This window comes from Chromobacterium haemolyticum, assembly GCF_002081825.1.
In the GTDB taxonomy this organism is placed as follows: Bacteria; Pseudomonadota; Gammaproteobacteria; order Burkholderiales; family Chromobacteriaceae; genus Chromobacterium; species Chromobacterium fluminis.
Genome location: NZ_MUKU01000007.1, coordinates 180,610 through 193,575, shown reverse-complemented (window position 1 = coordinate 193,575; position 12,966 = coordinate 180,610). Strand labels below are relative to the sequence as shown.

The 12,966-nt window shown below is 64.8% G+C and carries 11 protein-coding genes; 4 read left to right on the top strand and 7 right to left on the bottom strand.

The window, feature by feature from the left end:
- On the bottom strand, positions 1-207 hold a 207-nt coding region (locus B0T39_RS07385), incomplete at its 3' end, for a transposase domain-containing protein (RefSeq protein WP_254894508.1).
- A 114-nt stretch (positions 208-321) separates the two neighbouring features.
- Here B0T39_RS07385 and cas1f point away from each other — a divergent pair.
- Together cas1f and cas3f are read left to right on the top strand one after the other, a co-directional pair.
- Positions 322-1,059 (top strand): type I-F CRISPR-associated endonuclease Cas1f, encoded by a 738-nt coding sequence (gene cas1f / locus B0T39_RS07380; protein WP_081545487.1) that lies wholly within the window; start codon positions 322-324, stop codon positions 1,057-1,059.
- Entirely contained in the window at positions 1,056-4,400 is a 3,345-nt protein-coding gene (gene cas3f / locus B0T39_RS07375) for a type I-F CRISPR-associated helicase Cas3f (protein WP_081545486.1), read from the top strand. The genes cas1f and cas3f overlap by 4 nt, the downstream gene beginning before the upstream one ends.
- Before the next feature lie 450 nt (positions 4,401-4,850).
- Here cas3f and B0T39_RS07370 read toward each other — a convergent pair whose 3' ends face one another.
- From B0T39_RS07370 to B0T39_RS07350, 5 genes are all read right to left on the bottom strand, one after another.
- Positions 4,851-5,624: an ABC transporter ATP-binding protein gene (locus B0T39_RS07370; RefSeq protein ID WP_019101553.1), complete on the bottom strand. Its 774-nt coding sequence runs from the start codon at positions 5,622-5,624 to the stop codon at positions 4,851-4,853.
- The gene (locus B0T39_RS07365) at positions 5,621-6,685 is read right to left on the bottom strand and encodes a FecCD family ABC transporter permease (RefSeq protein WP_081545485.1); all 1,065 of its coding nucleotides are present in this window, start codon (positions 6,683-6,685) and stop codon (positions 5,621-5,623) included. The genes B0T39_RS07370 and B0T39_RS07365 overlap by 4 nt, the downstream gene beginning before the upstream one ends.
- Positions 6,682-7,791, bottom strand: coding sequence for an ABC transporter substrate-binding protein (locus B0T39_RS07360; protein ID WP_081545484.1), 1,110 nt, complete (start codon positions 7,789-7,791; stop codon positions 6,682-6,684). The genes B0T39_RS07365 and B0T39_RS07360 overlap by 4 nt, the downstream gene beginning before the upstream one ends.
- Before the next feature lie 155 nt (positions 7,792-7,946).
- Positions 7,947-8,237 (bottom strand): DUF2218 domain-containing protein, encoded by a 291-nt coding sequence (locus B0T39_RS07355; protein WP_227104831.1) that lies wholly within the window; start codon positions 8,235-8,237, stop codon positions 7,947-7,949.
- Between the two features lie 109 nt (positions 8,238-8,346).
- Entirely contained in the window at positions 8,347-10,452 is a 2,106-nt protein-coding gene (locus tag B0T39_RS07350; protein ID WP_176219509.1) for a TonB-dependent receptor domain-containing protein, read from the bottom strand.
- Positions 10,453-10,778: 326 nt separating this feature from the next.
- Between B0T39_RS07350 and B0T39_RS07345 the strand changes: the two genes are divergently transcribed.
- Both B0T39_RS07345 and B0T39_RS07340 read left to right on the top strand, forming a co-directional pair.
- On the top strand, positions 10,779-11,093 hold the full coding sequence (locus tag B0T39_RS07345) for a hypothetical protein (RefSeq protein ID WP_141111114.1): 315 nt from the start codon (positions 10,779-10,781) through the stop codon (positions 11,091-11,093).
- Positions 11,094-11,166: 73 nt separating this feature from the next.
- A complete protein-coding gene (locus B0T39_RS07340; RefSeq protein ID WP_019101547.1) occupies positions 11,167-11,601 on the top strand; it encodes a DUF411 domain-containing protein in 435 nt (144 codons plus the stop codon).
- Positions 11,602-11,668: 67 nt separating this feature from the next.
- On the opposite strand, the gene B0T39_RS07335 is transcribed toward B0T39_RS07340, so the two are convergent.
- Positions 11,669-12,952 (bottom strand): ferredoxin reductase family protein, encoded by a 1,284-nt coding sequence (locus B0T39_RS07335; RefSeq protein ID WP_176219508.1) that lies wholly within the window; start codon positions 12,950-12,952, stop codon positions 11,669-11,671.
- Between the last annotated feature and the right edge of the window lie 14 nt (positions 12,953-12,966).

The window sequence follows — 12,966 nt, the reverse complement described above, 5'->3', positions numbered from 1 at the left end:
GAGGCTCAGAGCCAATTGCTGCACGACCTGCCATAGCGGCAAGTTGCGAAAGAGGGCCAAGCCAATGACCAACCAGACGGCATGCTCAGCAGGAAGTTTGCGGCGCCGAATGGAGGCTTTGCCGGTAACGGCGAGTGCTTGCTCGATCCAGGCAGGGTCAATCAATGCGGCCAATGTCTCTAGCCGAGAAGGGGCGTGTGGCAGCATGTCATGTAAGGCGCGTTGTTGCAGGCTCATGCAGCGAAAAAGGGAACATGATGAACATGTCCCCTTTTTACTGGATTTGCACCCGCAAGTCTTAACTGACTAGCATTAGGGGTGATGGTGGGGTTTTGCGGCGGGGGCGGCACGCCCTTGTTCAGCGCCAATGAGCTGGAGCAGGAGGCGGCGTGGTTTGCGCCGCAAAGCGAGTACCGGCCCACGGAATATCTGCAGTACTGGGTGCGCTTCTGGTTTGACGACGCGCAGCGGCTGGCCGCCGCCAAGGATGTGCAACTGGCGCGGCTGGGTTGCTTGCAGCGGCATTGGCTGGGCAGCCGCGCCTTGCGCGAGTCCGGTTTCGAGGTGGAGGCGGCCGGCGTGGAAGCCGCCTTGCAAGCCTCGCGCCAGGCGATTGCCCAGGCGCCGGACCACGCGCATTTGCTGACAGAGGAGGCGCGGCTGACCAAGCTGCTGTTCCGCTTGGCCGCGCAGGCCACCCGTTATGGCGATTTCAGCCGCGCCAAGCGCGGCGCCGGCACGGACCCGGCCAACGCCTTTCTGGATCACGGCAATTACCTGGCTTACGGCCTGGGCGCCACCGCGGCCTGGGTGCTGGGCTTGCCGCACGGCCTGGCGGTGCTGCACGGCAAGACCCGGCGCGGCGGGCTGGTGTTCGACGCGGCGGACCTGGTCAAGGACGCGCTGATCCTGCCGCAGGCCTTTATCTCCGCGATGCGCGGCGACGACGAGCAGACCTTCCGCCAGGCTTGTATCGAGGCGCTGACCCGCGGCGAGGCGCTGGACTTCATCATCGACACCTTGAAGGATATCGCCGAGCGGCGGGGGCGGGCGGCATGAATATCCTGCTGATTTCGCAATGCGACAAGAAAGCGCTGACGCGCAGCCGGCAGATTCTGGACCAGTTCGCCGAGCGCCGCGGCGACCGGGTCTGGCAAACGCCCATCACCCAGGCCGGGCTGGACACGCTGCGGCGCTTGCTGCGCCAGAGCGCGCGCAAGAACACCGCGGTGGCCTGCCACTGGATACGAGGCCAGGACCATAGCGAGCTGCTGTGGATAGTCGGCGACGCCAGCCGCTTCAACGCCGACGGCGCCACGCCCACGCACAGTACCCGCCGCAATGTGCTGCGCAGCGCGGACGAAAACGACTGGCACAGCGGGGAGGACATTCAACTGCTGGCCGGCCTGGCGGCTTTGCTGCATGACCTGGGCAAGGCCAGCCAGGCGTTTCAGGAGAGACTGCGCGGCAAGCGGAGCGAGCGTAATCTCTACCGCCACGAGTGGGTGTCCTTGCGCTTGTTCCAGGCTTTTGTCGGCGACGACGACGACGCCGGCTGGCTGGCGCGCTTGCGGCAGCCGACGGAGCGGGATCACGCCAGCTGGCTGGATCGTTTGCAGGCGGACGGCATGGGCGCGGCGTGCGAACCGCCGTTTTCCCGTTTGCCGCCGCTGGCCGCCGCGGTGGGTTGGCTGGTGCTGACGCATCACCGGCTGCCGCTGATGCCGGATTTCGCGCAGGGCAAGCAACGCCGCCTGGGCGGCAAGCTACAGGGCTTTCAAAGCCGCATGCTGTTGAATATTCCGGCACATATCGACGCGCGCTGGAATGAATGGCGGGAGGCGGAGGCCGAGCCGGCGCAGCTGGCGCCGTACTGGCGCTTCCCGCAGGGGCTGCCGGTGAACACGCCGGCCTGGAGCCGCCGCGCCGCGCGGCTGGCGGACAAGCTGGCGGCGCGTTTGGCCGTGCGCGGCGAGACGCGTTGGCTGGACAATCTTTACGCGATGCATGTGGCGCGGTTGAGTCTGATGCTGGCGGATCATCATTTTTCCAGCCTGGATTACGCCCAACTGCGGCACAAGCGCGGCCAGGCCGGCTATCCGCTATGGGCCAACACTCATGGCCGGTCCGGCGATTTCAACCAGCCGCTGGACGAGCATTTGCTGGGCGTGGCGGAGCATAGCGCCTTGGTATGCCGCGCCTTGCCCGGTTTTGAGCGGGAGTTGCCGCGGCTGTTGCGGCGCAAGCGCTTGCAGCAACGCAGCGCCGACGGGCGCTTCCGCTGGCAGGACCGCGCCGCGGACCTGGCCGCGGGGATGCGGGCGCGGGCGGCGGAGCAGGGCGCTTTCATCGTCAATATGGCGTCCACCGGCTGCGGCAAGACGCTGGGCAATGCGCGGATCATGTATGCCTTGGCGGACCCGGCCTTGGGTTTGCGTTGCGCGTATGCGCTGGGCTTGCGTGCGCTGACGCTGCAAACCGGCCAGGCTTTCCGCCAGCGGCTGGGCCTGAACGAGGATGATCTGGCCATCTGCGTGGGCGGCAGCGCCAACACCCAGTTGTTCGAGCACTATCAAGAGCAGGCGGAGGCCAGCGGCTCGGCGTCGCGCCAGGCCTTGTGGGACGAGGGCGGCGAGGTGCGTTACGAGGCCGGCGGCGAGCATCCTTTGTTGTCGCGCGCACTGCGCGATCCGCAAACGGCGAAGTTGCTGCAGGCGCCGCTGCTGGTGTGCACCATAGATCATCTGACGCCGGCGACGGAAAGCCAGCGCGGCGGGCGGCAGATCGCGCCCATGCTGAGGCTGATGAGCGGGGATTTGGTGCTGGATGAACCGGACGATTTCGACTTGGCGGACTTGCCGGCGCTGACCCGGCTGGCGCATTGGGCCGGCCTGCTGGGCAGCCGGCTGCTGTTGTCGTCCGCCACCTTGCCGCCGGCGCTGATAGAAGGTTTGTTCGAGGCGTATCTGGCCGGCCGTCGTCAGTTTCAGGCCAATCGCGGCCAGCCGGGGCGGCCGCTGGCGGTGTGCTGCGCCTGGGTGGATGAACAGGATCGAGCCCAGGAGGATTGCGCCGATGTCGACGCTTTCCGCCGGCGGCAACGGCAGTTCGCCGGCCGGCGCGCCGATTGGCTGGCCACGCAGCCGGCGCGGCGCAACGCCGAGCTGCTGTCGTTGAGCTTTGGCCAGGGGCAGGCGCCGGCGTTGCGTCGGGCGTTCGCCGCTCAGCTACAGCCGGCCATCGAGCGTTTGCACCGGCTCAATCAGCAGCGGGATCCGCTCAGCGGTCAGGCGGTCAGTTTCGGCCTGGTGCGCATGGCCAATATCCAGCCCTTGTTCGAGGTGGCGCTGGCCTTGTACGCGTTGCCGTGGCCGGCGCATTGGCAGCTGCATTTATGCGTTTACCACTCGCAATACCCCTTGTTGCTGCGTTCCGCCATTGAGCGCCAGCTGGACCAGGCGCTGAATCGTTCCGATCCGCAAGCGGTGTTCACGCTGCCGGCCATTCGCCGCGAGCTGGACGCAGAGCCGGGGCGGGAGCATGTGTTCATCGTGCTGGGTTCGCCGGTGACCGAGGTGGGACGGGATCATGATTACGATTGGGCGATTGTCGAGCCCTCGTCGATGCGTTCGCTGATCCAACTGGCCGGTCGGCTGCGCCGCCACCGCCCGGATCCTTGGGACAAGGTGAATGTGCTGATTGGCGAGCGCAATCTGCGCAGCGTGGAACAGCCCAGCCAGCCGGCCTTCCGCTGGCCGGGCTTTGAGGATGAGGCGTTCCCCTTGGGCAGCCATCTGCTGAGCGAGCTGCTGGAGGAAGACGAGTACCGGCACCTGGACGCGCGGCCGCGCATCGTGCAACCGGAGTCGTTGCAGGTGCAGCGGCGCTTGTCGCACCTGGAGCATGCGCGGCTGGCCCAGCTGATGTCGCCGGCGGGGCAGTCTAAAGCCGCCAGCAGCCGGCCGGGGCGCGAGGGGCCGGCCATCGCGCCGCTGGGCGCGTATAGCTGTTGGCAGCAGCCGCAGGTACTGCTCAGCGGGGTGCTGGCGCAGCAGCAGCCTTTCCGCGCCGGCGGGGAGCCGGAGGTGGATTTGCTGTTATTGCCCACCGAGGACGGGGACGATTACGCGCTGCACCGGGTGGAAAGCCGGCCCTGGCCGGAGCCGCCGCATTTCACGCCGGTGGAGGCCAGCCTGAACCAGCGGGTGCCGGAGGCGGTGTTGACGCAGCCGAATATCCGGCCCTGGGGCGTCAGCGATTATCCGGCGACCTTGGCCGAGCTGGCGGCGGAGCTGGGCATGGAGCTGGACGCCTGCGCGCAACGCTTTGGCGGGCTGAGCTTGCCGCAGTCGGACAATGGCTGGCGCTTTCATCCGGCGCTGGGGTTTTGCAAGGCTTGAGGCCAGATATGGCAAACATTCGAGATAGCGGTGTGGGTATTGCCGGCAATCTTGGCCGAGTGGGGCGTCTCTTGGAGCCTGTGATGATCTTTAATGAGTAAGGTGAAGCGTTGTGTAGATACGTAGGAAACCGCGTATTCGATGTGTCCTGGGTCCCTTCAAGCCTGCCGTCGGGTGGCAGGCCCGAGGTCTTAAGCGGCTGCTTTGTTTGAGCGATTTGACGTTAGCAAATCGCGAGTTCAGCCGCGCCTCGGGCCTGACGGGCCCCGGCGGGACGCCGCAGGCCAGGTTTGCAGGGTGGCCTTTAGGAGTGGAGAGGATATTTGGCCAAGCAAATATCCTCTCCCTGCCTGCCGGGCAGCCCCGGCAATGAAAATCATCATCCGCTTAGCGGATTCAATGCTTTCCCTTGAGCAATACCCGTGGTTGGAAAAGAACGTCAACCAGTCCTCAGCGCAAACCGCTGTGCAGCCCGTCCACCAGCACATGCGCCACGCCCTGGGAGCAGCGCTCCACCCGGCCGCTGACGCCGTAGACGCGGCGCAGGCTTTGGCTGTCTATCACCTCGTCCGGCGCGCCGTTGGCTTGCAGCGCGCCATCCTTCAGCATCAGCACCCGGTCGCAGTGGCGCAGCGCCACATTGAGGTCGTGCAGCACGATGACGGTGACCATGCCGCGGCGGCGGGTTTCGCGGCGCAGCAGGTCCATCACGTGGAACTGGTAGTTGAGGTCCAGCGCCGACAGCGGCTCGTCCAGCAGCAGCACCGCCGGTTCGCGGATCAGCGCCTGGGCGATGCCCACCAGCTGGCGTTGGCCGCCGGACAGCTGGTCCAGGTAGCGCAGCGCCAGTTGCTCGATGCCCAGCGATTGCAGCAGCGCGAACACCTGTTGGTCGTCATGGCGGCGCGACAGGCCGGCGGCGGTGGCCTGGCCGGCCACCATCAGCGATTCGAACACCGACAGATGCACGCTGGGCGGCAGGGTTTGCGGAAGATAGGCCACTTCGCCGCGCTGGCGGCTGAGCGCGCGCTGGTCCAGGCGGACGTCGCCACTGCTGTGTTGCAGGCCGGCCAAGGCGCGCAGCAAGGTGGACTTGCCGCTGCCGTTGGGGCCCAGCAAGGCCGTGATGTCGCCCGCCCGCAGACAGGGCACGTCCAGCGCGCGTATCACCTGGCGCTTGCCGTAGCTGACCGAGAGTTGATGGATGGACAGGGCGGAGCTCATTGGCGGCCTCCGTTGCGCAGCACGATGGCGATGAAGAAGGGAATGCCCACCAGCGAGGTGACGATGCCGACCGGCACGATGACGCCGGGCACCAGATTCTTGGTCACCACCGAGGCCATGGACAGGATGGCGGCGCCGGTCAGCGCGCTCACCGGCAGGTAGAAGCGGTGATCCTCGCCCACCAGCCGGCGCGCGATATGCGGCGCGATCAGGCCGATGAAGCCTATGGTGCCGACGAAGGCCACCGCCAGCGCGGTGAGCAGGCTGGCGCGCAGCAGCGAGCTGAGCCGCAGCCGGCGCACATTGATGCCGAAGCTGGCGGCGCGGTCTTCGCCCAGCCGCAACGCGGTCAGCCGCCAGGACTGGCTGAGCGACCAGGGCAGGATCAGCGCGAAAGCGCCAAACAGCAGGGCGATCTTGGGCCAGTCCGCGCGCGACAGGCTGCCCATCAGCCAGAACACCAGGTCTTGCAGCGAGTCCGCGGTGGAGACGAATTGCAGCAGGGACACCAGGGCGTTGAAGCTGAAGAACAGCGCGATGCCGAACAGCACCACGCCGCTGGTGGGCATATGGCTCCATCGCGCCACCACGTCCAGCAGCAGAGCGGAGCCGAGCGCGAACACGAAGGCGTTGACCGGCAGCATCCACGGGCCGGGGATGCCGGGGAGGCTAACGTCCATCAGGATGGCCAGCGCCGCGCCGAAGGCGGCCGCGGGCTGCAAGCCCAGGGTGAACGGGTCCGCCAGCGGGTTGTGCAGCACGGTCTGCATCTCGGCGCCGGCCAGGCCCAGCGCCAGGCCGGCGGCGATGGCGATCAGCGCGTAGGGCAGGCGGATCTGCCAGACGATCACTTCAGTGGCGGGGTCGGCGGCGGCCGGGTGCCACAGCGTCTGCCAGAACTCGGCCAGCGGCATGCCGCTGGCGCCGGTGGTGACGTCCAGCGTCAGCGAGACGGCGAGCAGGCTCAGCAGCACGGCCACCAGCAGCAGCCGGCGCAGCAGGGTGCGGCGGTAGTCCGCCGCCACCATGGCGGCGGAAAGCGTTAGGGTTTCGCCGCTCATTTAACGCCCTTGACCCAGTAAGTGCCTTGCGGCTCTATCGCCAGGAAGTCGCGGTGCAGCTGCTTCCAGCTGGCGTCCGGGTTCAGCTTGGCGAAGCGCGTCGGCTGCAATTCCTTGGCGAAGGCTTCCAGCAGCACGATGTGGTAAGGCGTGTTGTAAAAGTGGTGCCAGGCGCCGAAGGTGCGGCCTTCGCGCACCGCACGCAAGGCGCCCACCGGGCTGCGCGCGGCGGTGCGTTTGAGCGAGGCCTGCGCCTGCGTCGCGCTGATGTTGGCGCCGAACTGAATGCCGGTCTTGTCGGCGGAATCCGCGGTGCCGGTGCCGATGTAAAGATCCGGGTTGCTGGCCAGCACATGCTCCATATTCACTTCGCCCACCGCGCCGGGAATCAGCTTGTCGGCGATATTGACGCCGCCGGCGGCGTCCACCAGCTCGCCCAGGCTACCGCGACCGGCGCTGGTGACGTTGCTGAAGGCGCCGGCGCGCAGGTCCAGGAAGGCCTTGGGCTTTTGCTGTGCGGGGATGGTGGCGACGACTTTGCGGATGGCGTCCATCTTGCCCTGGTAGAAGCGGATGAAGCGCTCGGCCTCGGCCTCGCGCTGCAGCGCCTTGCCCATGATGCGCAGGCTGGGCACGGTGTGTTCCAGCGGCGCGTTGCGGAAATCGACGAAGACCACCGGCACCTTGGCCGCCTGCAATTGCTGCACGATGGGGTTGTTCAGGCCTGGGCCGTGGCCGGAGATGCTGAACACGGCGATGTCGGGGCGCAGCGTCAAGACTTTTTCCGCGCTGACCGAGTTTTCGCTGGTCTTGCCGATCAGCGGAATCTGGTCGATGGCCGGGAAGCGCTGCTTGTACTGGGTATAGGTTTGCGGGTCCAGTTGACGGAAGTCGCCCTGCCAGCCGGCGATGCGGGCGATGGGCTGCTTGCCTTCCAGCAGGGCCAGCGCGTAGAACAGCCGGCCTTCGCCTAGCAGGATGCGGTTGACCTTGGCGGGCACTTCCACTTTACGGCCGGCGATATCTGTGACGGTGGCGGCTTGGGCCGCCAGCGTGGCCGCAGCCAGCGCGCCGGCCAGCAGCAGACGGGAGAACAGTATTTTCATTGTGATTCCTTGAGCGATACGGCTCCGCTGTCAAAGCCCGCCGTAGGGGCGGGTGGACGGGCTTTGGCAGTGGAGCGGGTGGGCAAGCATCATACCGAAACGAGAGCGGCCGGGCAGGCCCGGCGTACTCGGAAAACGCCGCAGGGCTGGGATTCTTACTCGGTCTTGGCCCAGTCCAGCTTCAAGTCCGGCGTCTTGGCCATCAGGCCCAAATGCTCGTCCATGATGAATTCGATCTTGGCCAGCTTGTCGGCGGCGTCGGCGGCACAGATCATGTCCAGGGTGTCGTCCTGGCGCTGGATCCGGCATTCGCCTATGGGAAAGTGCACGTGGGCCTGGTGGCTGTCGAACTCCACCGGCACTTTCAGCGCGTAGTGCTTGCACAGCTTGTACAGCACCTTGTCGGCATTGGGCGTGGTCAATTGGGCGCGGCTGCTCAACATCATCAATTCTCCAATCGTAAAAACGGGAACAGGCAGTTGGCGAATCCGGCGGATTCGGCAACTGCCGTGCGGTGTTTCCGGCCCGTCCGGGGACGGGCCGTCAGGGTGCGGCTTAGAACTTGCCGGTCAAGGTCAGCCAATAGCGGCGGCCCTCGTCGACCATCCAGTTGCCATCCAGGCCATCGTAGCGGCCGCGATTGTCGATCGCGACGGTGCGGTCGGCCAGGTTGTACACGGCGAAGTTGACGTCGAAGTTCTTGCTCAGCTTGTAGCTGCCGCCAAAGTCCCAAGTGCTGGAACCGCCGCGGGTACGGGCCACGTTGGCGCCATTGCGGAAGCCGGTGTAGTACTGCTTACCCTCGAAGTTCAGGCGGGTGTACAGGTCCAGCTTTTCCATCGGCGCCCAGGCCAGCTTCACATTGCCGGCGTGTTCCGGAGTCTTGTCCAGCGGCATGCCGTTCAGCGACTGACCAAGGAAACTGGTTTCCTTGCCGCCTTCGCGCTTGGACTTGGTGTAGGTGTAGTTGCCGGATAGTGTCCATTTCGGCATGAAGGTCCAACTGCTGGACAATTCCAGCCCGCGAATATTGACCGAATCTACATTGTCGTAAATGTAGATGCGGACTGGGTCTGTGCCAGGCGCATACTGGTTGGAGAACTTGTCGGTGCCGTAGCTGACCACCTTGTTCTTGAAGTCGTTGTTGAACAGGGTGGCATTGGCGCTCAGGCCCTGTTCATTGTCAAAGTGCAGACTCACTTCGTAAGAAGTGCTTTCCTCCGGCTTCAGCTGGGAGTTGCCGCACAGAATACCGGCCTCGTTCCCGGCGCCGGTGCGCATGCAATAGCCGTCGGTGCTCTGGCGGATAGTCGGTGCCTTGAAGCCTTTGCCGATACCGCCTTTCAGCGTCCATTGCGGACTCAGGTGCTCAACCAAGTAAACGCGCGGAGTGAAGTGGGTACCGAACACGCTGTGGTGGTCGACGCGGCCGCCGGCGGTAATGGTCAGGCTGTCGGTGGCTTCAAAGCTATCCTCGGCGAACAGCGCCCAAGTGTTGACGGTGATTTTGTCCGGGTTGGCTGGGCCGATGAAGCCCACAATCGCTTCTTGAGCGCGCATGCCGGAACCCACTTGTTGACCAACTTGGGTGCCAATTTTCACAGTGTGGCGATCCAGCAGGAAGGTTAGTTGGCCATCCAACGTGGTATTGCTCAGTTTCAGGCCTGTGCCGTCGTCCACGTTATTAAGCGAGTGGCTGGGTTTGTCGATTTCCTGATACAGGGAGACATTGGAGCGCACATTGCCGTACTTGCCGTTGTGGCTCAGGCTCCAGTGGTCGCGGACATCAAAATAGTCATTCTTCTTGTTCGGCTTGCCGCGCGAAATTACTGAGTCGCTTTTACCTGGCGTCGTGGTTTTGCGCAGCTCATTATGGCCAGCCTCGAAGGTGATCTCGTGGTCCTGATTCGGGGTGAAGCTGAGCTTGGCGTTGATGTCGGCCACGTGGCTGGCGACTTTGCCGCCATCGCCGCTCTTGGTGTAGTAGATATTGTCTTCGGCCTGGTTGTTCATTGCGCCGTAGACTTGCAACGACAGCAGGTCCTTCATCAACGGGCCGCCCAGCCAGAAGCTGCTCTGGCCGGTATTGCCTTCGTTCGAATGCTCGGTGATGGTGCCGCCCAGAGTCATCGAGCCATGCCATTCCTTGGGCGCTTTGCGGGTGATGATGTTGACCACGCCGCCCATGGCGTCGGAACCGTACAGCGAGGACATCGGGCCGCGCACCACTTCGATGCGCTCAATCGCTTCCATCGGCGGGATCTGGTATTGCTGGAAACCGCCGGTGCCGCGGCTGCGGGTTTCGCGGGTGTTTTGACGGCGACCGTCCACCAGGATCAGCGAGTATTCGCCGGGCATGCCGCGGATGGCGATGTCCTTGTCGCCGGGGCCGGAACCATTGATGCTGACGCCTTCCAGATCGGTCAGCGCATCGGCCAGATTGGTGAATGGTTTTTTCGCCAGATCTTCGCGGGTAATCACCGAGATGCTGGCCGGAGCCTGTTTGATTTTTTGCTCGTAGCCGGAGGCGGTGACCACGACCGAGGGCAGCGTGGCTTCGGCTTCCGCCGCATGGGCGGCGGGCAGGTAGAGGGCGGAAACCGCCGCGGACAACAGGGCGAGGCGCACACCGTGACGGGCGGCGGAGTCAAAGGTTTTCATTATCGTGGATACCTGGAATTCATCACATGAACGAAGCCCATTTGATCCGCGTCTCGGCATGGCCGGCGCTGCGTGCATGCCGTTGGCGTTTAGTTTGCGCAAGGAATGTCAAATGGGACCATAAGTATCCCACCGAATTAATGCGAACGCAAATGCGAATCGTTATTGATTAAGGGTGTGATTGTACTGGTTCGCCACAAATCTGACGCGGATATGACCTGGCTCAAACTTTGCGCGGGGTGGGAGAAATGGTGAAATGGCTTGGGAACCAAGGCGCTATCCGTCAGTCTCAAGCCTGTTCCGGACTAAGCACTCTACCTGAATCGATGCCTACTCGTCTGTCCTTGCTACTGTTGCTAACGTGTCTGCTGCTCTTGCCGCAGGCGGGTTGGAGCATGGGCGGACGCGTGGCGGCCAGCGCGCCCTGCGTCTGGATGGCCGACGACGGCGCGGCCTGCCATACTCAGCCGGCCAGCGCCGCTCAAGCGGCAGCCTGCTGCCAGTTGCTGGCCGTTCCATGGCCGGCGGCGCCCAGCCTGCCCTTGCAAGCGATCCGCCCGGTGTTGCAGGCCAAGACTGAAATAGTGTGGTCCGGCTTCATCCCCGCGCCGCCGGAGCGGCCTCCCCAATCTGTTGAATGAGCCGTTTTTTGCGCCAACCGCGTGTTTGCGGGTTGGTGTGCTTTTTCATTCAAACAGCATTGGAATTATTGTCATGACTAAACCTCTGTACTGGGCCGCCGCCGCGCTGGCCGTTTCTCTGATTTCTCCGCTTGCCGCCGCCGCTGACGGCGTGATGCACAAGGATCCGTATTGCGGTTGCTGCACCGCCTGGGCCGAGCATATGCAGAAGAACGGCGTGGCGATGCAAAGCCGCAACGAGGCCGATATGTCCGCCGTTAAGAGCCGGCTGAAAGTGCCGGCCGATCTGCGGTCCTGCCATACCGCCGAGATCGGCGGTTATGTGTTCGAGGGCCATGTGCCGGCGGATTTGGTGAAGAAGGTGCTGAAGGACAAACCCAAGATCGTGGGACTGGCGGTGCCGGGCATGCCCATGGGCAGCCCTGGGATGGAAGGGCCGAGCAAGCAGCCTTATCAGGTGTTGAGTTTTGATGAGCAGGGGAGGCGCAGCGTCTACGCCACGCGTTAAGTAGTCTTGACCTAGTTTGAGCAGCCTGGGGACGGGCGTTCCGGCAGGTTGGAGCGCCCGTCTTGCGTCAGCGCATTGAGAACGCCTCGTTGTGGAAAGCCGGCGCCTGCACGCCACGCTGGCTCAGGCCGCGCTGCAGCGCTTTGCCCAGGCCCTGCGGGCCGCAGAACCAGACCTCGTCCACTTCCGGTAGCATGTCGGCGTTCAATAGCGCGCCGGCTTCGCTTTCGATCAGATGCAGCCGCACGCCGTGTTGACGACAGGCTTGTTGCACTTCTTCCAGCCGCGCCGCTTCATCGCGATTGCGCGCGCAGTAGTAGAAATCCACGTCCAGTTTCTTCTCCGCCAGTTCCCGGCTTTGCAGCCAGGCCAGGAATGGCGTGACGCCGATGCCGCCGGCCACCCAGGCCTGACGCGCGCCGCCGCGCGGCTGGAAACAGCCATAAGGGCCTTCCACGGTGACGGCCTGGCCGATTTCGAGTTCGTCCGGCAGGCGGCGGGTGTAATCGCCCAGCGCCTTGATGATGAAGCGTAGCCGGCCGTCGCCGTGGTCGGCGCTGGCGATGGTGAAGGGGTGGGCGCCTTCGGCGGCGGCGAAGTTGACCAGGGCGAATTGTCCGGCGCGGTGGCCGGGCCAGCAGTCCATTTGGCAGATCACTTCCAGCTGTCCGGCCGGCAACGCTTCGATGCGGTCCACCCGGCCGGCGTATTGCCCTTGCTTGCCGATGCGGCCGGCCAGCGAATAGAGCGCGCAACCGGAGCCGATCAACATCAGCGCGGCCAGCAGCCAGCCCACCGGTTGTGTCCACATCTCGGCCGGCATCAGGATCAGGCCGTGGAAGGCGCCCATCAGGTAGAGCGGGGCGAACAACTTGTGCACCTTGCGCCAGAAGCGGTAGGGCACAGCGCGCAGCAGCGCCAGGATCACCATGGCCAGCACCGCCCAGGCGGCCCATTCGCCCACGTCCTTGGCTAGCGAGACCAGCGGGTCTTTGCCGCCGCCTCCGCTCTTGATGCGAGGAGCGACCCAGGCCAGCGCCAGCATCAGCTTGGGTGACAGCTTGATCAGCCAGTGAGCGGCCAGCAGCAGGCCGGCGGCGATGCCCAACTGCTTGTGCAGCGCGTACAGGCGGTCCAGGCCGCCCAGCAGCGGCTCCAGCCAACGCGGGCGCGTGGCCAGCAGCATGGCGGCGCTCATCACCGCCATCAATTGCACGCCGCTGAGCATGACCAGTTCGCGCCGCCATTGCCAGTAGCTGGCGGGCAGGCCGTTTTGCCACAGGCTGGCGGCGGTGTACAAGGCGCCGCTAACGAGCAGCAGCAGGCTGAGCAGGGGAAGTCTACGGTTCATCGCCATGTCCTTTC

Bases quoted from the DNA above. Each gene is read 5' to 3' on its own strand.
- cas1f (WP_081545487.1), top strand. From the start codon at position 322: ATGGTGGGGTTTTGCGGCGGGGGCGGCACGCCCTTGTTCAGCGCCAAT.
- cas3f (WP_081545486.1), top strand. From the start codon at position 1,056: ATGAATATCCTGCTGATTTCGCAATGCGACAAGAAAGCGCTGACGCGC.
- B0T39_RS07370 (WP_019101553.1), bottom strand. From the start codon at position 5,624: ATGAGCTCCGCCCTGTCCATCCATCAACTCTCGGTCAGCTACGGCAAG.
- B0T39_RS07365 (WP_081545485.1), bottom strand. From the start codon at position 6,685: ATGAGCGGCGAAACCCTAACGCTTTCCGCCGCCATGGTGGCGGCGGAC.
- B0T39_RS07360 (WP_081545484.1), bottom strand. From the start codon at position 7,791: ATGAAAATACTGTTCTCCCGTCTGCTGCTGGCCGGCGCGCTGGCTGCG.
- B0T39_RS07355 (WP_227104831.1), bottom strand. From the start codon at position 8,237: ATGATGTTGAGCAGCCGCGCCCAATTGACCACGCCCAATGCCGACAAG.
- B0T39_RS07350 (WP_176219509.1), bottom strand. From the start codon at position 10,452: ATGAAAACCTTTGACTCCGCCGCCCGTCACGGTGTGCGCCTCGCCCTG.
- B0T39_RS07345 (WP_141111114.1), top strand. From the start codon at position 10,779: ATGCCTACTCGTCTGTCCTTGCTACTGTTGCTAACGTGTCTGCTGCTC.
- B0T39_RS07340 (WP_019101547.1), top strand. From the start codon at position 11,167: ATGACTAAACCTCTGTACTGGGCCGCCGCCGCGCTGGCCGTTTCTCTG.
- B0T39_RS07335 (WP_176219508.1), bottom strand. From the start codon at position 12,952: ATGAACCGTAGACTTCCCCTGCTCAGCCTGCTGCTGCTCGTTAGCGGC.